Origin of the sequence: Streptomyces sporangiiformans, assembly GCF_005768555.2 — a bacterium.
Classification (GTDB): Bacteria; Actinomycetota; Actinomycetes; order Streptomycetales; family Streptomycetaceae; genus Streptomyces; species Streptomyces sporangiiformans.
Map to the genome: position 1 here is coordinate 1 of NZ_VCHX02000345.1, position 19749 is coordinate 19749.

The 19749-nt window shown below is 68.7% G+C and carries 11 protein-coding genes, 1 tRNA gene and 1 rRNA gene; 11 read left to right on the forward strand and 2 right to left on the reverse strand.

Features of this window, described 5'->3' with window-relative positions; all coding sequences use genetic code 11:
• The 3 genes from rrf to FGD71_RS44430 all read left to right on the forward strand — a co-directional run.
• A 5S ribosomal RNA gene (gene rrf / locus FGD71_RS44420) occupies window positions 1-76 on the forward strand; the annotation flags it as partial.
• A gap of 114 nt (window positions 77-190) precedes the next feature.
• Window positions 191-853, forward strand: a complete 663-nt coding sequence (locus tag FGD71_RS44425) for a DegT/DnrJ/EryC1/StrS family aminotransferase (RefSeq protein ID WP_119106299.1) — start codon at window positions 191-193, stop codon at window positions 851-853.
• 78 nt (window positions 854-931) lie between these two features.
• Window positions 932-1004, forward strand: a tRNA-Thr gene (locus tag FGD71_RS44430).
• 64 nt (window positions 1005-1068) lie between these two features.
• Here FGD71_RS44430 and FGD71_RS44435 read toward each other — a convergent pair.
• A complete protein-coding gene (locus FGD71_RS44435; RefSeq protein WP_119106300.1) occupies window positions 1069-3819 on the reverse strand; it encodes a SpoIIE family protein phosphatase in 2751 nt (916 codons plus the stop codon).
• A 295-nt stretch (window positions 3820-4114) separates the two neighbouring features.
• On the opposite strand from FGD71_RS44435, the gene FGD71_RS44445 reads away from it, so the two are divergent.
• The 8 genes from FGD71_RS44445 (at window position 4115) to FGD71_RS44480 (ending at window position 18196) form a co-directional block, all read left to right on the forward strand.
• Entirely contained in the window at window positions 4115-9601 is a 5487-nt protein-coding gene (locus FGD71_RS44445) for a HAMP domain-containing protein (protein ID WP_119106301.1), read from the forward strand.
• A 277-nt stretch (window positions 9602-9878) separates the two neighbouring features.
• The gene (locus FGD71_RS44450; protein WP_119106302.1) at window positions 9879-10568 is read left to right on the forward strand and encodes a response regulator; all 690 of its coding nucleotides are present in this window, start codon (window positions 9879-9881) and stop codon (window positions 10566-10568) included.
• A 335-nt stretch (window positions 10569-10903) separates the two neighbouring features.
• Window positions 10904-13675, forward strand: a complete 2772-nt coding sequence (locus FGD71_RS44455; RefSeq protein WP_420878404.1) for a DNA translocase FtsK — start codon at window positions 10904-10906, stop codon at window positions 13673-13675.
• A 278-nt stretch (window positions 13676-13953) separates the two neighbouring features.
• Window positions 13954-14796 (forward strand): helix-turn-helix domain-containing protein, encoded by an 843-nt coding sequence (locus tag FGD71_RS44460; RefSeq protein WP_119106304.1) that lies wholly within the window; start codon window positions 13954-13956, stop codon window positions 14794-14796.
• Between the two features lie 173 nt (window positions 14797-14969).
• A complete protein-coding gene (rimO, locus tag FGD71_RS44465; protein WP_119106305.1) occupies window positions 14970-16442 on the forward strand; it encodes a 30S ribosomal protein S12 methylthiotransferase RimO in 1473 nt (490 codons plus the stop codon).
• Window positions 16439-17170, forward strand: coding sequence for a CDP-diacylglycerol--glycerol-3-phosphate 3-phosphatidyltransferase (pgsA, locus tag FGD71_RS44470; protein ID WP_119106306.1), 732 nt, complete (start codon window positions 16439-16441; stop codon window positions 17168-17170). Before rimO ends, pgsA begins: the two co-directional genes overlap by 4 nt.
• Entirely contained in the window at window positions 17167-17712 is a 546-nt protein-coding gene (locus FGD71_RS44475) for a CinA family protein (RefSeq protein ID WP_119106307.1), read from the forward strand. Before pgsA ends, FGD71_RS44475 begins: the two co-directional genes overlap by 4 nt.
• Window positions 17713-17821: 109 nt before the next feature.
• On the forward strand, window positions 17822-18196 hold the full coding sequence (locus FGD71_RS44480; protein WP_119106308.1) for a helix-turn-helix domain-containing protein: 375 nt from the start codon (window positions 17822-17824) through the stop codon (window positions 18194-18196).
• Between the two features lie 785 nt (window positions 18197-18981).
• On the opposite strand, the gene FGD71_RS44490 is transcribed toward FGD71_RS44480, so the two are convergent.
• Window positions 18982-19746: an SDR family NAD(P)-dependent oxidoreductase gene (locus tag FGD71_RS44490; protein ID WP_119106335.1), complete on the reverse strand. Its 765-nt coding sequence runs from the start codon at window positions 19744-19746 to the stop codon at window positions 18982-18984.
• Between the last annotated feature and the right edge of the window lie 3 nt (window positions 19747-19749).

Sequence of the window (19749 nt, forward strand, 5' to 3'; positions counted from 1 at the left end):
GAACCCGGAAGCTAAGCCTTTCAGCGCCGATGGTACTGCAGGGGGGACCCTGTGGGAGAGTAGGACGCCGCCGAACAATCTTTCAAAGAGCTGGTCCCCGAACTTCGGTTCGGCGACCAGCTCTTTTTTGTTGTGCGTCACTTGAAGTTCACGTTGCGCACGAAGCATCTGCAGCATGGGGACTGTGGGAATGCTCAGGGCAGCGGGCGTCGGCGTAGGTGACGAGGTCATCGTGCCGGCGTTCGGGAACGTCGAGGTCGCTGAGGCCGTGAGCCAGACCGGTGCGATGCCGGTGTTCGCCGACATAGATCCGACGACGTACTGCCTCGACGCCGCAGCGGTCGACGCCGTCGTCGGCCCGCGGACAGTGGCCGTCGTCGCCGTACACCGCTTCGGACGGCCCGCTGACGTCCCGCGGCTGCGGGACGTAGTGCAGCGGCACGGTCTGCTGGTGCTGGAGCAGGCGGAGTCCGAGGCACCGTACGACGAGATCGAGCAGCGAAGGGCGCACGCGGCATATCTCGACGGGCGTTTGAGCGGGGTGCGGACGCCGGAGCGCGGCAAGGGGCACACGTACCAGCAGTACGTCGTGCGTGTGCCGGGCAACGGGCGGCCGGACCGGGACGCCTTCGCACGGGCCGTACGGGCCAGAAGAGTCGACTGCCGGGTGCCGGTGAAGACACCGGTGCACCGTATGCCAGGGTTCCGACGGGACGTGTATCTGCCGGAGACCGAGCGAGCAGCCGACGAGACGCTGACGCTGCCTGTGGACGCGTCTTTGACGAAGCGTGAGATGCATCGGATCGTGTCCGCGTGCAATGCCCTCGGTGGGCTGCTGCAGCCCGCTTTCTAGGCGAACGCGGTTGGGAGCACTCAGCCGTTCGGGGTATGATCTATGTCGTTGCGGCGGGGAAACCCGAAGGCGCAACAGGCCCCTATAGCTCAGTCGGCAGAGCGTCTCCATGGTAAGGAGAAGGTCAACGGTTCGATTCCGTTTGGGGGCTCTGACAGGAAAGGCCTCCGCCCCAATGGGCGGAGGCCTTTTGCGTGCTCCGGAACTGCGGTGCCTCAGTCCTTGTGGAGGCCCGGAACGCGCATGGCCAGGATGGCCATGTCGTCGGACGGCGCATCGGACGCGAAGCGCTCGACCGCGCGCATGATGCGGGCGGCGACCGCGCCGGCCGTCAGACCCGTGCAGGTGGTGAGGACGTCCGTGAGGCCGTCGTCGCCCAACATCCTTGTGCCCTCGCGGCGTTCGGTGACGCCGTCCGTCACGCAGAGGAGGACGTCTCCGGGATCGAGCGTCACCGTCTGCTCGTACAACTCGAGGTCGTCCATGACGCCGAGGAGGGGCTGTGGTTCGGCGGCCGGTTCGACGGTGCCGTCCTGGCGCAGGCGCAGCGGGAGCGGGTGGCCGGCGCAGACGACCTTCAGCACGGCGCTGCCGTCCTCCTGGGGCCACAACTCGCCGTACAGCAGCGTCAGAAAGCGGCTGCGGGCCCCCTCGTCGAGGATCGCGGAGTTGAGGCGCTCCAGTACGGCCGGACCGCCGAAGCCCTCGCGGGCGAGGAGACGGAGGGCGTGGCGGGCCAGTCCTGTGACCGCCGCCGCCTCCGGGCCCGTACCGCACACGTCGCCGATGGCGAAGCCGTACGCGCCGTCGCGGATGGGGAAGAGGTCGTAGAAGTCGCCGCCGACCTCGTTGCCCTCGCCCGCCGCGCGGTAGATGACCTCGACCTCCACGCCCTCGATGTCGGGGAGTTCGGGAGGCAGGAGGCTGCGCTGGAGGGACTGGCTGATGGCCATGCGCTCCGAGTACAGGCGGGCGTTGTCCAGGGCCAGGGCGGCCCTTCGGGAGAGGTCCTCGGCGAGTTCCAGGATCTCCTGACGGAAGTGTTCGTCCGACGGTTTGCCGAGCGTCAGCATGCCGATGACGCGGTTGCGGGCCACCAGGGGGAGTACGACCGTCTCGCCGCCGACCGCCGAGGCCGTCTCCAGCGTCGTTCCGATGCCCGAACTCACCGTCGCGGGTTCGCCCAGGCCCAGGTTGCGCATGGAGGTCCTCAAGGCCGCCTGATGGGCGGCCTCCGCCGGCGCCGACCAGATTCGGGCGCCCGGAGTCGGTACGGGGTCCGGTGGGGCGATCTTCGACAACAGGGCCTTGAGTCCGTCGATGCGCTCCTCGTCCTCATGCAGAACGTACGAGAGATACGGGTCCGAGGCCTGGTCGGCGATCGTGTAGACGGCACACCAAGTGGCCAGGGTCGGGACCGTCATCTGTGCCATCAGGGCCAGTGTCTGATCGCGGTCCAGGGTGCCCGCGAGGAGGTCCGAGGCCTCGACGAGGAAGGACAACGATCCGCGGCGCAGGCGCTCCAGCTCGCCCAGGCGGGCCGATTCGACGGCGAGCGCGATGCGGTCGGCGGCGAACTGCAGACGCAGCGCTTCCTCGTTGGAGTACCGCGTGGGGGCCTCGGCCGCGACGCCGAGCGAGCCGGTGAGGCGGCCCTCGACCTTCAGCGGGACCGTGACGACCGATCGCATGCCCGTGCCGCTCAGCAGCGGTACGGCGCCAGGAACGGCCGTGAGGTCGTCGTGGACGGCCGGCATCCGTGCCGAGCCGTAGCGGCCGGGGCCCGCCTCGACGGGGACGCGTGCGAAGCGCTGGCGGGCGGAGGGAAGCCCGGTGGAGGCGCGCACCTCCAACTCGGTCTCGTCGTCGGTGGCCAGCAGCAGGAAGGCGGAGTCGCCGTCGAGCATGTCGCGGGCGCGCTCCACGGTGCGCTGGAGAAGGCCGTCGAGGTCGTCCGGTGCCGGGGAGCCGATGAAGACCTCGAAGGGGTCGGTGGGCTGGCCCCCTTCAGAGTGGTTCGCCGTGTCCGGGGCGGGTACGCGCAGGGGAGTCTGAAGGACGGCGCGTTCGTGATCTCGTACGAGAAGGCAGACCGTGGAAGGATCGCCGTCGGTGTCGCGGACGCGCAGATGCGAGGCGTAGACGGGCGTCACGCGGCCGTTGGCGCCGCGGATGCCGTAACTGCCCTCCCAGCGCGAGAGTTGGAGGGCATCGGCGATGCCGGTACTGGTGCCGGGGGTGTGCGGCCAGGCCGCGAGGTCGGTCAGTGGTTTGCCGATGACCTGGTCGGCCGGGTACCCGAAGAGTTCTTCCGCGTCCTCGCTCCAGGCGGAGATGGCGCCGGCTCGGTCGATCTGGACGACGGCGACGCGTACGCGGCCGTCGGCGAGGGGCAGGAGGTCGGCGGGCAGCGAGGGACCGGCGGTGCGCGTCCCCACCGCGCGTTCGGGCAGGTCGAGTTGGAACCAGACCTGCTTGTGGGTGGGCGTGTACTCGACGCCCCAGCGGCCGGACAGGGCCGCGCAGAGCTGGAGGCCGCGACCACCCTCGCGGTCGGGACTGCCCATGTTGATCGCCGCCGCCTGGAGCGGGATCTCACGCTCCGGATAGCGGTCCGCGACCTCGATGCGCACGCCGTCGTCACTGCGCAGGCACAGGACGTCCGCGGATGTGCCCGCGTGCACCACCGCGTTGGTGACGAGTTCGCTGGTGAGGACCACGGCGTCGTCGACGATATCGGCGAAGCCCCAGCCCTGGAGGGTGTCACGGACAAAGGAGCGGGCGGTCGCGACGGACCGCCCGACGGGGTCGAAACTGGCAGCCGCGCGCGCGGTGATCACAGAACTCCTTGTCCGGTTCTCGACGTGCAAGGCTTCGTGGCCGACTTGCTCCTGCCGTGGCAGAAGACGGTTCCCCGTCGGCCCGGGTTCTTGAGGCTGTCCCCCAGGATGCAGTCCGGTGGTCATGCGGCCGCCCCTCCGATGCCTGCCCGCTCGTGCTCGTGCCACCGCCCAGGCCGGGCGGACCGGCGTGGCTGGACAGCCGTATGCAAGGTTACTTACCTTCGCGGTCCATGCGGATGCCGGTCACCCGTGTTTCCGTCCGGAGGGTGTGTGCGGACGATGTGCGAAGCTGCCGAACTGTTATGGCCTGGTTCAGCCATGGTGAAACACTGGGCAAGCTTCATGAGACGGTCCGAAGACGCACAGCAGTACCCGAGCACGCCGAGCAGTAATGGTCGACCCTTGCGGGAGGGACACAGTGGAGTCTGGCGCAGCGACGCAGGGCACTAAATCGCGCGCGAAAGGCGGACAGTCCCTGAGTAACCAGCGCAAACCACGCAACGGAACCACCACGGTGGACACCGCGGCGCTGAACAGGCTGATGGCGGCCCTTGTGTCGATGCGGGAGGGGAACTTCCGCAAGCGCCTGACGGTGTCGGGTGACGGCGTGATGGCCGAGATCGCGGCGGTTTTCAATGAGGTGGCCGACCGCAATCTGCATCTGACGGGCGAGTTGTCGCGCGTACGGCGCATGGTGGGGCGCGAGGGGAAGCTCACCGAACGCCTGGAGACGGGCGTCTGCGAGGGTTCCTGGGCCTCGGCGATCGATGCCTCCAACGCGCTGGTCGACGACCTCGTACGCCCCGTTTCCGAGGTCGGACGGGTGCTGTCCGCGGTGGCCGACGGTGACCTGTCGCCGCGTATGGAGCTGCGGGCGCCGGCGGCGGACGGCAACGGGCATCCGCTGCGTGGGGAGTTCCTCAAGGTCGGGCGCACGGTCAACAACCTGGTCGACCAGCTGTCCACGTTCACCGACGAGGTCACGCGTGTGGCCAGTGAGGTGGGCACGGAGGGCAAGCTGGGCGGGCAGGCCCGGGTGCGCGGTATGTCCGGTTCGTGGAAGGATCTCACGGATTCCGTCAACACGATGGCGTACCGGCTGACCGCACAGGTGCGTGACATCGCGCTGGTGACGACGGCGGTCGCCAAGGGTGACTTGTCCCGAAAGGTCACGGTTCATGTGGCCGGCGAGATGCTGGAGCTCAAGAACACCGTCAACACGATGGTGGATCAGCTCTCCTCCTTCTCCTCCGAGGTGACGCGAGTCGCGCGCGAGGTCGGCACCGAGGGGGAGCTCGGCGGCCAGGCGCAGGTGCCGGGTGTGGCAGGAGTGTGGAAGGACCTCACCGATTCGGTGAATCTTATGGCCGGGAATTTGACGGCCCAGGTGCGTGGGATCGCCCAGGTGACGACGGCCGTCGCCAACGGTGATCTGTCGCAGAAGGTGACTGTTTCGGCGCGCGGTGAGATGGCGCAGCTCGCCGAGACGATCAACCAGATGACCGAGACGCTGCGTACGTTCGCGGACGAGGTGACGCGGGTCGCCAACGAGGTCGGCGGCGAGGGGCGGCTCGGCGGTCAGGCGAATGTGCCGGGTGCGGCGGGAACGTGGAAGGACCTCACCGATTCGGTGAACACGGTCTTCCGGAATCTCACCACCCAGGTGCGCGACATCGCCGCCGTGACGACGGCGGTGGCCAACGGTGATCTGTCGCAGAAGGTCACCGTCGATGTGGCCGGCGAGATGCTGGAGCTGAAGAACACCGTCAACACGATGGTGGATCAGTTGTCCTCCTTCGGTGACGAAGTCACGCGGGTGGCGCGGGAGATCGGCGTCGAGGGCGAGCTGGGCGGTCAGGCGCAGGTGCCGGGCGCCGCCGGTACGTGGAAGGACCTGACGGACTCCGTCAACACGGCGTTCCGCAACCTCACCGGGCAGGTCCGCAACATCGCCCAGGTGACGACGGCGGTGGCCAACGGTGACCTGTCGCAGAAGGTCACCGTGGACGTCTCCGGCGAGATGCTCCAGCTGAAGAACACCGTCAACACGATGGTGGACCAGCTGTCGTCCTTCGCCGACCAGGTGACGCGGATGGCGCGTGACGTGGGGACGGAGGGCCGTCTGGGCGGGCAGGCGCGCGTGGACGGCGTCAGCGGCACCTGGAAGGACCTCACCGACTCCGTCAACTTCATGGCGGGCAACCTGACATCCCAGGTCCGCAACATCGCCCAGGTGACGACGGCGGTGGCGCGCGGCGATCTGTCGCAGAAGATCGAGGTCGACGCGCGCGGCGAGATCCTGGAACTGAAGAACACCATCAACACCATGGTCGACCAGCTCAGCGCCTTCGCCGAGCAGGTGACCCGGGTGGCGCGTGAGGTGGGCACGGACGGCCGGCTCGGCGGTCAGGCGCAGGTGCCCGGCGTGGCCGGTGTGTGGCGCGACCTGACCGACTCCGTGAACGGCATGGCGGGCAACCTCACCGCGCAGGTGCGCAACATCGCCCAGGTCGCGACCGCGGTGGCCCGCGGTGACCTGTCGCAGAAGATCGATGTGGACGCGCGCGGCGAGATCCTGGAGCTGAAGAACACCCTCAACACGATGGTGGACCAGCTGTCGAACTTCGCCGAGCAGGTCACGCGGGTGGCCCGTGAGGTGGGCACGGAGGGCATCCTCGGCGGTCAGGCCGAGGTGCAGGGTGTCTCCGGCACCTGGAAGGACCTCACGCAGTCCGTGAACTTCATGGCGAACAACCTGACCATCCAGGTGCGCAACATCGCCGAGGTCACCACGGCGGTCGCCAACGGTGACCTGTCCAAGAAGATCACCGTCGACGCGAAGGGCGAGATCCTGGCGCTCGTCACCACCGTCAACACGATGGTGGACCAGCTGTCGAACTTCGCCGAGCAGGTGACCCGGGTGGCCCGCGAGGTGGGCACGGACGGCAACCTCGGCGGTCAGGCGCGGGTGCCCGGTGTCACGGGCATCTGGAAGGACCTGAGCGACAACGTCAACGTGATGGCGGCCAACCTGACCAACCAGGTGCGCAACATCTCCCAGGTCGCGACGGCGGTGGCCAACGGTGACCTGACCAAGAAGGTCACGGTCGAGGCGAGTGGCGAGGTCGCCCAGCTCGCGGACACCGTCAACACGATGGTGAAGACGCTGAGTTCGTTCGCCGAGCAGGTCACGCGGGTGGCCCGCGAGGTGGGCACGGACGGCATCCTCGGCGGTCAGGCACATGTCCCGGGTGTCGCCGGTACGTGGAAGGACCTCACGGAGTCCGTGAACGGCATGGCGTCGAACCTGACGGGCCAGGTGCGGAACATCGCGATGGTCACCACGGCCATCGCGAAGGGCGACCTGACCAAGAAGATCGACATCGACGCGCGCGGCGAGATCCTGGAGCTCAAGACCACCATCAACACCATGGTGGACCAGCTCTCGTCCTTCGCCGAAGAGGTCACCCGAGTCGCCCGGGAAGTGGGCACCGAGGGGCAGTTGGGCGGCCAGGCGCGCGTACGCGACGTCGACGGCACCTGGCGCGACCTCACCGAGTCGGTGAACGAGATGGCCGGGAACCTGACCCGGCAGGTACGCGCCATCGCGCGCGTGGCGACCGCGGTGACCCGTGGCGACCTCAACCTGAAGATCGATGTGGACGCCTCCGGCGAGATCCAGGAACTTCAGGACTACATCAACAAGATGATCGCCAACCTGCGCGACACCACCATCGCCAACAAGGAGCAGGACTGGCTGAAGGGCAACCTGGCCCGGATCTCCGGACTGATGCAGGGCCGCCGCGACCTCGCCGACGTGGCCTCCCTCATCATGAGCGAGCTGACTCCGGTCGTCTCGGCGCAGCACGGAGCGTTCTTCCTGGCGATGCCGCTGGATGACGGCAAGGAACTGGGCGCGGCGCAGGACGACTCGTACGAACTGCGCATGCTCGGGTCCTACGGCTACTCCATGGGGTCCATGCCGACGTCGTTCCGGCCCGGTGAGACGCTCATCGGGACGGCCGGCAAGGAGAAGCGCACGATTCTCGTCGAGAACGTGCCGCCGGGGTACCTGAAGATCGCGTCCGGGCTCGGGGAGGCGCCACCGGCGCATGTGATCGTGCTGCCGGTGCTCTTCGAGGGGACCGTTCTGGGCGTGATCGAGCTGGCGTCGTTCCAGCCGTTCACACAGATCCAGAAGGACTTCCTCAACCAGATCGCCGAGATGATCGCGACGAGCGTCAACACGATCGCCGTCAACACGAAGACCGAGGTACTGCTCAAGCAGTCGCAGGAGCTGACCGAGCAGCTGAGGGAGCGGTCGGCCGAGCTGGAGAACCGGCAGAAGGCACTCCAGGCGTCCAACGCCGAACTGGAGGAGAAGGCCGAGCTGCTGGCCCAGCAGAACCGCGACATCGAGGTCAAGAACACCGAGATCGAGGAGGCGCGCCAGGTGCTGGAGGAGCGCGCCGAACAGCTCGCGGTCTCCATGCGCTACAAGAGCGAGTTCCTCGCGAACATGTCGCACGAGCTGCGCACGCCGCTCAACTCGTTGCTGATCCTGGCCAAGCTGCTCGCCGACAACGCGGACACCAACCTCACTCCGAAGCAGGTCGAGTTCGCCGAGACGATCCACGGTGCGGGCTCCGACCTGCTCCAGCTGATCAACGACATCCTCGACCTGTCGAAGGTCGAGGCGGGCAAGATGGACGTGTCGCCGACCCGTATCGCGCTGGTCCAGCTCGTCGACTACGTAGAGGCCACTTTCCGTCCGCTGACCGCGGAGAAGGGCCTCGATTTCTCCGTACGCGTGTCGCCCGAGCTGCCCGCCACGCTGCACACGGACGAGCAGCGGCTCCTTCAGGTGCTGCGCAACCTGCTCTCCAACGCGGTGAAGTTCACCGACTCCGGAGCGGTCGAGCTGGTCATCCGGCCTGCCGGGGCGGAGGTGCCGGTCGCCATCCGGGAGCAGCTCCTGGAGGCGGGCTCACTGCGGGACGCGGACGCCGATCTGATCGCGTTCTCCGTGACCGACACCGGCATCGGTATCGCGGCCAGCAAGATGCGGGTCATCTTCGAGGCCTTCAAGCAGGCGGACGGAACCACGAGCCGCAAGTACGGCGGTACGGGACTGGGGCTGTCCATCTCGCGGGAGATCGCGCGGCTGCTGGGCGGTGAGATCCACGCTCAGAGCGAGCCGGGGCGCGGCTCGACGTTCACGCTGTATTTGCCGCTGCACCCGAGTGAACTGCCGCCTCAGGGCTACCCGCAGCTGGCGGCGCCGGCGATGGAGGGCAGGGAGCTCCTCGATGCCGTGACGAACGGGGACGGGCCCGTGGAGACGCCCGCCGAGGTCAAGTCGTACCGGGAGACCCAGAACGGGGCCGCCGCGCTCTTCAGGCGGCGCCGCAAGGCGGTGACCGCGTCCGAACCGCGACCCGCGCTGTCGGCGCAGCAGGCGCAGGCACCGGAGTCCTGGGCCATGGGCGGACAGGAGAAGTCCACCCAGCCGCGCGGGGTTTTCCACTTCGAGGGCGAGAAGGTGCTGATCGTCGACGACGACATCCGCAACGTGTTCGCGCTCACCAGCGTCCTGGAGCAGCACGGCCTGTCGGTGCTGTATGCCGAGAACGGCCGCGAGGGCATCGAAGTCCTGGAGCAGCACGATGATGTGACGGTCGTTCTGATGGACATCATGATGCCCGAGATGGACGGGTACGCGACCACGACGGCGATCCGTCGGATGCCCCAGTTCGCCGGACTGCCGATCATCGCGCTGACGGCCAAGGCGATGAAGGGCGACCGCGAGAAGGCGATCGAGTCGGGCGCTTCCGACTACGTCACCAAGCCGGTCGATCCCGATCATCTGCTCGAGGTGATGGATCAGTGGATGCGCGAGGTGTGAGTGGATGGGACCCTCTTCGGACGGAGCCGAGAGCCCGACATCGGGCAGGGCACACAGAGTTGCTGACTGACTGTGCCCGGGGCCGTGTAGAAACCCGGGATTCGGGGAACCTTCTGGTCTCCCGCTACGTTTCTGCTACGTGCACAGTGACATCGCGGTGACAGGGTGTGGCGACAGGCAGGGTGCGGCTACCATGACCGGCACAAGGACGGGCGGCGTAAGGGAGTCGTCCCCTGGGGCGGCGCCCGGTGCACTGCCGGGGCGAGGAGGGCGGGCCATGGTGCAGAAGGCCAAGATCCTCCTGGTCGATGACCGGCCGGAGAATCTGCTGGCGCTGGAGGCCATCCTCTCTGCGCTCGATCAGACACTGGTTCGGGCATCGTCCGGGGAGGAAGCGCTCAAAGCACTGCTCACGGACGACTTCGCGGTCATTCTGCTGGACGTCCAGATGCCGGGCATGGACGGTTTCGAAACCGCCGCGCACATCAAGAGGCGAGAACGGACCCGGGACATCCCGATCATCTTCCTCACGGCCATCAACCACGGGCCCCACCACACCTTCCGGGGGTACGCGGCGGGTGCGGTGGACTACATCTCCAAGCCGTTCGATCCGTGGGTGCTGCGCGCGAAGGTCTCGGTCTTCGTCGAGCTCTATATGAAGAACTGTCAACTCCGGGAGCAGGCGGCTCTGCTGAGGCTCCAGCTCGAGGGCGGCGGTGGCGGCAAGGCCGAGCTCGGCGAGGCCAAGGAGCCCGCCGGGCTGCTCGCCGAACTCTCCGCGCGGCTCGCGGCCGTGGAGGAGCAGGCCGAGGCGCTCTCCAAGCAGCTCGACGACGACTCGGCGGACGCGGCGGCGGTGGCGACCGCGGCTCATCTCGAGCGCAAACTCACCGGCCTGCGCAGGGCTCTGGACGCGCTGGAGCCGGGGACAGGGAACGGGGCGGCTTCGCTGCCTTCGCAAAACTGAACGGGTGCTCCGCGTCGGCCCGGCTCGGCTGAGAGCGGCCGGCGGGCGCGGCCACACGGCCACGCCGCCCGTTGGCAGAGCTGGATCGCGGGGCTGGGTGTGCGCCCGGTCGCCGTGCCGGTGGGCCAGTAGGCCGGGGCCACAGCATGCTCCGCGGGTTCTCACAGCGCCGTCGTGTCCGGTGTGAGCTGAGCCGAATGGCGTTGCCCGGCGGCCGCCAACTCGCCTACGCCCGACGCGGCTGCGTCAACCTGACGCCTCGGTCGGGGCGACACGAATGAGTGAAGCAGTGGGCACACGTGTCCGCAGGGGTCTCCACCGGTAACCTCACACCCATGGCCCCACGTCAGTCCGCAGCCAAGAAGTCGCCCGCGAAGAAGGCGGCCGCTCCCAAGAAGGCTGCGGCGAAGAAGGCCCCCGCGAAGAAAGCCCCGGCGAAAAAGGCGCCCGCGAAGAAGGCCGCGGCCAAGAAAGCCGCGCCCAAGCCGGCGCCCAATCCCACCGGGGGCGTGTACAAGCTGGTGCGCGCCCTCTGGCTCGGAGTCGCGCACGCCGTCGGCGCTCTGTTCCGCGGCATAGGGCGGGGCGCGAAGGGGCTCGACCCGGCGCACCGCAAGGACGGTCTCGCCCTCCTGCTGCTCGGCGTGGGGCTGGTTGTCGCCGCCGGCACCTGGTCCAACCTCCGCGGCCCCGTCGGCGACCTCGTCGAAATGCTGGTGACCGGCGCGTTCGGCCGACTCGACCTGCTCGTACCGATTCTGCTCGCAGTCATCGCCGTACGGCTCATCCGGCACCCCGAGAAGCCCGACGCCAACGGGCGCATCGTCATCGGCCTGTCCGCGCTCGTCATCGGTGTGCTCGGCCAGGTCCACATCGCCTGCGGGGCGCCCGCGCGCAGTGACGGCATGCAGGCGATAAGGGACGCCGGCGGGCTCATCGGCTGGGGTGCGGCGACGCCCCTGAGGTTCACGATGGGCGACGTCCTGGCCGTGCCGCTCCTCGTGCTGCTCACGATCTTCGGCCTCCTGGTGGTCACGGCGACTCCCGTCAACGCCATTCCCCATCGACTTCGGCTGCTCGGCGCCAAGCTCGGCCTCGCACCGTCCCACGAGGCCGCGGACGGCTTCAGCGAGGACGACGAGAGTTACGACGACGAGCGCTACGACGACCAGTGGCGCCAGGCGCTGCCCGCGCGCTCCCGCAAGCGCCGCTCCACGCCTGAGACGTACGACCCGGACGGGGCCGAGCAGGAGGCGCTCGCCAAGCGCCGCGGTCGCGCCAGGCGGCCCGCGGTGCAGCAGCCCGCCCTGGACCGGCCGATGGACGCGGTCGACGTGGCGGCGGCCGCCGCGGCGGCGCTCGACGGCGCCGTCATGCACGGGATGCCGCCCTCGGCGCTGGTGGCCGATCTGACGCAGGGCGTCGGGACCGATCGCGGCGAGCGCGAGGACACGGACGGGCGCGACGAGACCACGCCCGTACCCGCCGCGCGCGCCAAGGGCGCCAAGGCGGCCAAGGGCGGCAAGCCCAAGCAGGAGATGCTGAAGACCGAGGTCCCCGATCTGACCAAGGCCGCGCCGGACGCGCCGCGCGAGCTGCCGCCGCGCGCCGAACAGCTCCAGCTCTCCGGCGACGTCACGTACGCGCTGCCGTCGCTCGACCTCCTGGAGCGCGGCGGCCCCGGCAAGGCGCGCAGCGCCGCCAACGACGCCATAGTCGACTCGCTCACCACGGTCTTCACCGAGTTCAAGGTCGACGCCTCCGTCACCGGCTTCACGCGCGGCCCGACGGTCACGCGGTACGAGGTCGAGCTCGGGCCGGCCGTGAAGGTCGAGCGCATCACGGCGCTCACCAAGAACATCGCGTACGCCGTCGCCAGTCCGGACGTGCGGATCATCAGCCCGATCCCCGGCAAGTCCGCGGTCGGCATCGAGATCCCCAACACCGACCGCGAGATGGTCAACCTGGGCGCTGTGCTGCGCCTCGCGGAGTCCGCGGAGGACGACGACCCGATGCTGGTCGCGTTCGGCAAGGACGTCGAGGGCGGCTACGTCATGCACAGCCTGGCGAAGATGCCGCACGTCCTGGTCGCGGGCGCCACCGGATCCGGCAAGTCGTCCTGCATCAACTGCCTGATCACCTCGGTCATGATGCGCGCGACCCCGGAAGACGTCCGGATGGTCCTCGTCGACCCCAAGCGCGTCGAGCTGACCGCGTACGAGGGCATCCCGCACCTGATCACGCCCATCATCACCAACCCGAAGCGGGCCGCGGAGGCGCTGCAGTGGGTGGTGCGGGAGATGGACCTGCGCTACGACGACCTGGCGGCGTTCGGCTACCGCCACATCGACGACTTCAACCGAGCCGTCCGCGAGGGCAAGGTCAAGCTGCCCGAGGGCAGCGAGCGCGAGCTGCAGCCGTACCCGTATCTGCTGGTCATCGTGGACGAGCTGGCCGACCTGATGATGGTCGCGCCCCGGGACGTCGAGGACGCGATCGTACGCATCACCCAGCTCGCCCGCGCGGCCGGCATCCACCTCGTGCTGGCCACGCAGCGCCCCTCGGTGGACGTCGTCACCGGCCTGATCAAGGCGAACGTGCCCTCCCGCCTGGCCTTCGCCACCTCCTCGCTCGCCGACAGCCGCGTCATCCTCGACCAGCCGGGCGCCGAGAAGCTGATCGGCAAGGGCGACGGTCTCTTCCTGCCGATGGGGGCCAACAAGCCCACACGCATGCAGGGTGCCTTCGTCACCGAGGAGGAGATCGCCGTCGTCGTCCAGCACTGCAAGGACCAGATGACACCGGTCTTCCGGGACGACGTCGTGGTGGGCACCAAGCAGAAGAAGGAGATCGACGAGGACATCGGCGACGACCTCGACCTGCTGTGCCAGGCCGCCGAGCTGGTCGTCTCCACGCAGTTCGGGTCCACCTCGATGCTCCAGCGCAAGCTGCGCGTCGGATTCGCCAAGGCCGGCCGGCTGATGGACCTCATGGAGTCCCGCAACATCGTGGGTCCGAGCGAGGGTTCCAAGGCTCGTGACGTTTTGGTGAAAGCTGATGAGCTGGACGGCGTGCTCGCGGTGATCCGTGGGGAGGCTCAACCGTAAGGAATCACCGTGAGGAACCGATGCGGGCCGGGTCCCTGTGCGGAGTGGGTCGAGGGTGCGCAGGTATTCGAACGAGACTCACCCGTTAGGGAAGCGTGAGCAACCGTTTCCCTTCGGTGCGCGTCAAGTTGAGGGAGGGGACGGGTACATGTCCCACCATCGGATGTCCGGCCATTCTGATGGCGTACAAAGTCCTACCGCCCGGTTGCCCCACCCTTTCGCACCCCCCCTAAACTGAACCCCCAGCACAGGTGGCTACACGCTCGAAAGGCGCCCCCGTGTCCATCGGCAACTCCCCTGAGGACAACTCCCCTGAGGACGAGCGTCCCTTCGTAGAGGACGACCGCCCCTCGATCGGCCGTGTCTTGCAACAGGCACGTATCGAGGCAGGGCTGACCGTTGACGAAATCAGTAACGCCACCCGGGTCCGCGTCGCCATCGTGCACGCGATCGAACAGGACGACTTCGCCGCCTGCGGCGGAGACGTCTACGCGCGCGGTCACATCCGGACCTTGGCACGCGCCGTCCACACCGATCCGGCGCGGCTGCTCGCGCAGTACGACGATGATCACGGAGGGCGCCCGTCGCCGACGCCGGCGGCACCGCTGTTCGAGGCGGAGCGGATCCGTCCGGAGCGCCAGCGGCCCAACTGGACCGCGGCCATGGTCGCCGCGATAGTCGCCGTGATCGGCTTCGTCGGGTTCACGCTGCTCAACGACAGCGACGACGGGGCCGGTACGAAGACGCAGGTCGCCGAGGGGTCCACGCCCACCACCAGCAAGTCCCCCAAGCCGAAACCGACCAAGCCCAACGACCCCAAGCCCGACCCGTCGGACAGCGCCATCGCGGCCGCGCCCCGGGACAAGGTCACCGTCAAGGTGAATGCGGCAGACGGCCGCAGCTGGATCTCGGCCAAGGACCACAACGGCCGGACGATCTTCGACGGCACCTTGCAGCAGGGCGACTCGCAGACCTTCCAGGACAAGGAGCAGATCGACCTCATCCTGGGCAACGCCGGCGCGATCCAGCTGTTCGTGAACGGCAAGCAGATCGAGGACGAGTTCCAGACGGGGCAGGTCGAGCGTCTGAGGTACACGAAGGGTGATCCCGAGGTCGGCTGAGCCGCCCGGTTCTTCCGCGCGGTTCTTCCGTTCGGACGTCTTCCGTTCGGACGAGGGCAGGCCGCTGCCGGACGAACGGGCACAGGCTTTTCGGGCAGGCGGGCACGGGGTTGGCCAAGCTCGGCCAACCCCGTCGACGTGGGCTGTCACTGGGACGAAGTAGTCTTGAGCCCATGCCTGAACGCCGTACCGTCGCACTCGTCACTCTTGGCTGCGCTCGTAACGAGGTGGACTCGGAGGAGCTCGCAGGCCGTTTGGAGGCGGACGGCTGGCACCTCGTGGAGGACGCCGAGAACGCGGACGTCGCCGTCGTCAACACGTGTGGCTTCGTCGAGGCCGCCAAGAAGGACTCCGTCGACGCGCTCTTGGAGGCCAACGACCTCAAGGGAGAGGGCAGAACCCAGGCCGTGGTCGCTGTCGGCTGCATGGCCGAGCGATACGGCAAGGAGCTCGCAGAGGCACTGCCAGAGGCCGATGGTGTGCTGGGCTTCGACGACTACGCGGACATCTCCGACCGGCTCCAGACCATCCTGTCCGGCGGCATCCACGCCGCACACACGCCACGGGACCGGCGCAAGCTCCTGCCGATCAGCCCTGCGGAGCGGCAGGAGTCCGCCTCCGAGGTCGCGCTTCCGGGGCACGGCCCTGCCGATCTTCCGGAGGGCCTCGCTCCGTCTTCGGGCCCCCGTGCGCCCCTGCGGCGCCGTCTCGACGGCTCCCCGGTCGCCTCGGTCAAGCTGGCCTCCGGCTGCGACCGGCGCTGCTCCTTCTGCGCCATCCCGTCCTTCCGCGGCTCCTTCATCTCGCGACGGCCGTCCGACGTCCTGGGCGAGACGCGCTGGCTCGCCGAACAGGGCGTCAAGGAGATCATGCTGGTCTCCGAGAACAACACCTCGTACGGCAAGGACCTCGGCGACATCAGGCTCCTGGAGACGCTGCTCCCCGAGCTCGCCGACGTCGACGGGATCGAGCGGGTGCGCGTCAGCTATCTGCAGCCCGCCGAGATGCGCCCCGGGCTCATCGACGTGCTGACCTCCACGCCCAAGGTCGCGCCCTACTTCGACCTGTCGTTCCAGCACTCCGCTCCGGGTGTACTGCGTGCGATGCGGCGCTTCGGGGACACCGACCGGTTCCTGGAACTGCTCGACACGATCCGCGCCAAGGCCCCGCAGGCCGGTGTGCGGTCCAACTTCATCGTGGGCTTCCCCGGCGAGAGCGCGGACGACCTGGCCGAGCTGGAGCGGTTCCTGAACGGCGCGCGGCTGGACGCGATCGGCGTCTTCGGATACTCCGACGAGGAGGGCACGGAGGCAGCGACGTACGAGAACAAGCTGGACGAGGACGTCGTCGCCGAGCGGCTCGCGAGGGTCTCGCGGCTCGCGGAGGAACTGGTCTCCCAGCGAGCGGAGGAGCGCGTCGGCGAGACCCTGGAGGTGCTCGTCGAGTCGGTCGATGCCGTGGAGGGCGTGACAGGCCGTGCGGCGCACCAGGCGCCGGAGACCGACGGCCAGGTGCTGTTCACGAGCGGTGAGGGTTTGACCGCCGGTCGTATGGTCGAGGCGAAGGTGGTCGGTACGGAAGGTGTCGACCTGGTGGCCGAGCCGCTGCTCGGCTCGCTCGCATGTCCTGAGGAGGCGGCCAGATGACGGGAGTCCCGGCATCCGCGGCGGGCGGCCCCGGCACGCCTGGTACGCACGGTGCCGCCGGCGTTTCCGGTGCGGGCGCTGCCGGTGCTCAGGGCTCGAAGTCGCCGCGCGGCGGAAAGCTGGGTGCCGCGGCCGTCAACCAGGCCAGCCTCTGGAACGTCGCCAATCTCCTGACCATGCTCCGGCTCGTGCTCGTACCGGGCTTCGTGGCGCTGATGCTGGCCGACGGGGGATACGACCCCGTCTGGCGGGCCTGGGCCTGGGCCGCCTTCGCGGTCGCCATGATCACCGACATCTTCGACGGTCACCTGGCGCGGACGTACGACCTCGTCACCGACTTCGGAAAGATCGCCGACCCGATCGCCGACAAGGCGATCATGGGAGCGGCGCTGATCTGTCTGTCCTCGCTCGGCGATCTGCCGTGGTGGGTGACAGCAGTCATCCTCGGGCGCGAGCTCGGGGTCACACTGCTGCGCTTCGTGGTGATCCGCTACGGCGTGATCCCCGCGAGCCGCGGCGGAAAGATGAAGACGCTCGCTCAGGGCATGGCGGTCGGCATGTACGTCCTGGCGCTCACGGGGCCGCTGGCGACCCTGAGGTTCTGGGTGATGGCTGTGGCGGTCGCCCTGACCGTGGTGACCGGACTCGACTATGTGAGACAAGCCATTGTGTTGCGACGCCAGGGTCTCGCCGACCGGAAGGCCGCGGCGGAGGAGGCGGAAGGATGACTTCCGTGGCCGCTGAAGTGCTGCGACTACTCAAAGTGAGGGGCGAGACGCTCGCTGTCGCCGAGTCGCTGACGGGTGGACTCGTGGCGGCGGAGATCGCCGCATTGCCCGGGGCCTCCGAAGCCTTCCGCGGTTCCGTCACCGCGTACGCCACCGATCTGAAGCGGGATGTACTCGGCGTGGACGCCACCCTGCTGGATCAGCGCGGGGCGGTGAATCCGCAGGTCGCGGCCCAGATGGCGGCGGGCGTACGCAAGCTGCTCGGCGCGGACTGGGGCATCGCGACCACCGGTGTCGCGGGGCCCGAGCCCCAGGACGGCCAGCCGGTCGGGACCGTTTTCGTGGCCGTCGACGGGCCGCTCGGCCCGGTTTCCGGGCCGGCTGATGGCGAGAAAGTGGCGTCGCTGCGGTTGAACGGCGACCGGACGGAAATCCGTATGGAGAGTGTACGGAGCGTACTCGCACTGCTCCTGAAGGAGCTTGCGGGCGAACAGACCGGGAATGAGCGGGCACAGGATACGGAACAGAACGGGGGGACTTGATGTTTGCAGCCCTGAGTGAACACGACATCGCTCCCCGCACGGCCGCGGCGCGAGGCGGTACGGTGGGGCGAGAAGGATGCGGCTACGCGGTCCGAGGAGGGAGCCACCGATGATTCTGCTCCGTCGCCTGCTTGGTGACGTGCTGCGTCGGCAGCGCCAGCGCCAGGGCCGTACTCTGCGCGAAGTCTCCTCGTCCGCCCGAGTTTCGCTCGGCTATCTCTCCGAGGTGGAGCGGGGGCAGAAGGAGGCTTCCTCCGAGCTGCTCTCCGCGATCTGCGACGCGCTGGACGTACGGATGTCCGAGCTCATGCGAGAAGTGAGCGACGAGCTTGCCCTCGCCGAGCTGGCCCAGTCGGCAGCGGTCACTGAGCCGGTGCCCACGCCGGTGCGCCCGATGCTCAATTCTGTGTCGGTAACCGGTGTGCCACCGGAACGAGTGACAATCAAGGCGCCTGCCGAGGCGGTGGACGTCGTCGCCGCCTGACGCTTGCGGGCGTGCGGTCATGAGCTCCGTGCTCGTGGGCGTGCAGGCCATGGGTGCGAGCCCATGAGCTGAGAACGTGTGAGAGCCCCGGCCGGGGGCTTCTCCAGGGACACCTGGAGGGGTGCGGTCGGGGTTTTTGCGTTCTTACCCCGTTTGCCGGTGTGTCGTGCTGCGGCCATGGTGGAGGGGCCGGGTGCGCCTCGTCGGGGTGGCTGCGCCCTCCCGGTGGGTGACGGTGCGGTCTGGCTTCGGTTGGCGGGTTGGAGGTGGCGCCATGGCGGGGCGGACGGGATGGGCTGGGCGGGCTGGGCGAATAGAGCGCATGGAGCGGATCGGGCGCGTGCAGCGCATCGGGCGCATGGGGCGGTGGGGGCTGGCTTTGGGGGGCGGGGTGCTGTGGTGGTGGGGAGCGACGCGGTTGGCCTTCACGGCGGACGCGGGTGTGCTGGAGGGGGCGGTCATGGCGGGCGGGTGGGGGCTGAGTCTGCTTCCGGTCCACTGCGCGCCCAAGGCGCGGGTGGGGCGTGAGGCCGGTGTCCAAGGCTGGGGACGTGGGTCTGGCCGGGGCGGATCAGTGAGTGAGTCGAGTCACTGAGCCACTGAGTCGCTGAGTCGGCAGGGGTGGTGGATTTCGGAGGCTCAGGGGCGTTACCGGGCGCCTGGAGGCTCCCGGGGCGCCTATCACCTCCCGGGTGTGACCGAGGGGCGCTCAGGCCCTTCTGGGGCGAATGAGGGGCTTTTCTCTTGGGGTGGGTGAGGGGTGTCCGGGTGGTCGCCGTCACTCGCTACCAAGGCATGGCCACGCCGCCGTTCGGCCGCAGGATCTGGCCCGTCGTAAAGGCCGAGGCGTCGGAAGCGAGATGCAGGACCGCGTGCGCGATGTCCTCCGGCTCGCCGACTCTGCCCAGCGGTGACATTCGGGCCATGAACGCCTCGGTGCGCGCCTGGGCCTCGCCGTCGTGGTGGTCCGTCATGGGCGTGCGGATCCAGCCCGGCGCGACCGCGTTGACGCGGATGCCGTGCGGTCCCATCTCGGTCGCCAGGGTCTTCGTCAACTGGACGACGGCCGCTTTCGTGACGCCGTAGCAGAGCAGCCCGGCCCCGCCGGTGTCGACGGCGCCCGATGCCATGGTGATGATGCTGCCGCGGGTACTGGACGCGATCATGGCGCGGGCCGCCTCCTGGCAGGCGTACAGCACACCTTTGAAGTTGACGTCGAGGACGCGGTCGAGGTCCTCGTCCCGGGTCTCCAGGACCGGGCTGCTGTGCATGATCCCGGCGATGGCGGCCATCACGTCGAGGCGCTCGCAGGCCGCGACCGCCTGGCTCAGCTGGGTTCGGTCGGTGACGTCGAGAGGGTGTGTGTGGGGCGTGCCGCCCTTGTCCTTGATCAGGGCGGCCGTCTCGTCGAGACCCTGGGCATCGCGGTCCGCGCAGTGAACGTCGGCGCCCGCTTCCGCAAGCAACACGGCACTGGCGCGGCCGATTCCGCTCGCGGCGCCGGTGACGAATGCGGTGCGTCCGGTGAGGTCGTACGCCGTGACGGGCATGAA

What these genes read in the sequence shown, in the direction of transcription:
- FGD71_RS44480 (WP_119106308.1), top strand. Translation starts at nt 17,822, where the DNA reads ATGATTCTGCTCCGTCGCCTGCTTGGTGACGTGCTGCGTCGGCAGCGC.
- rimO (WP_119106305.1), top strand. Translation starts at nt 14,970, where the DNA reads ATGCCTGAACGCCGTACCGTCGCACTCGTCACTCTTGGCTGCGCTCGT.
- FGD71_RS44435 (WP_119106300.1), bottom strand. Translation starts at nt 3,819, where the DNA reads ATGACCACCGGACTGCATCCTGGGGGACAGCCTCAAGAACCCGGGCCG.
- FGD71_RS44450 (WP_119106302.1), top strand. Translation starts at nt 9,879, where the DNA reads ATGGTGCAGAAGGCCAAGATCCTCCTGGTCGATGACCGGCCGGAGAAT.
- FGD71_RS44490 (WP_119106335.1), bottom strand. Translation starts at nt 19,746, where the DNA reads ATGCCCGTCACGGCGTACGACCTCACCGGACGCACCGCATTCGTCACC.
- FGD71_RS44455 (WP_420878404.1), top strand. Translation starts at nt 10,904, where the DNA reads ATGGCCCCACGTCAGTCCGCAGCCAAGAAGTCGCCCGCGAAGAAGGCG.
- pgsA (WP_119106306.1), top strand. Translation starts at nt 16,439, where the DNA reads ATGACGGGAGTCCCGGCATCCGCGGCGGGCGGCCCCGGCACGCCTGGT.
- FGD71_RS44475 (WP_119106307.1), top strand. Translation starts at nt 17,167, where the DNA reads ATGACTTCCGTGGCCGCTGAAGTGCTGCGACTACTCAAAGTGAGGGGC.
- FGD71_RS44425 (WP_119106299.1), top strand. Translation starts at nt 191, where the DNA reads ATGCTCAGGGCAGCGGGCGTCGGCGTAGGTGACGAGGTCATCGTGCCG.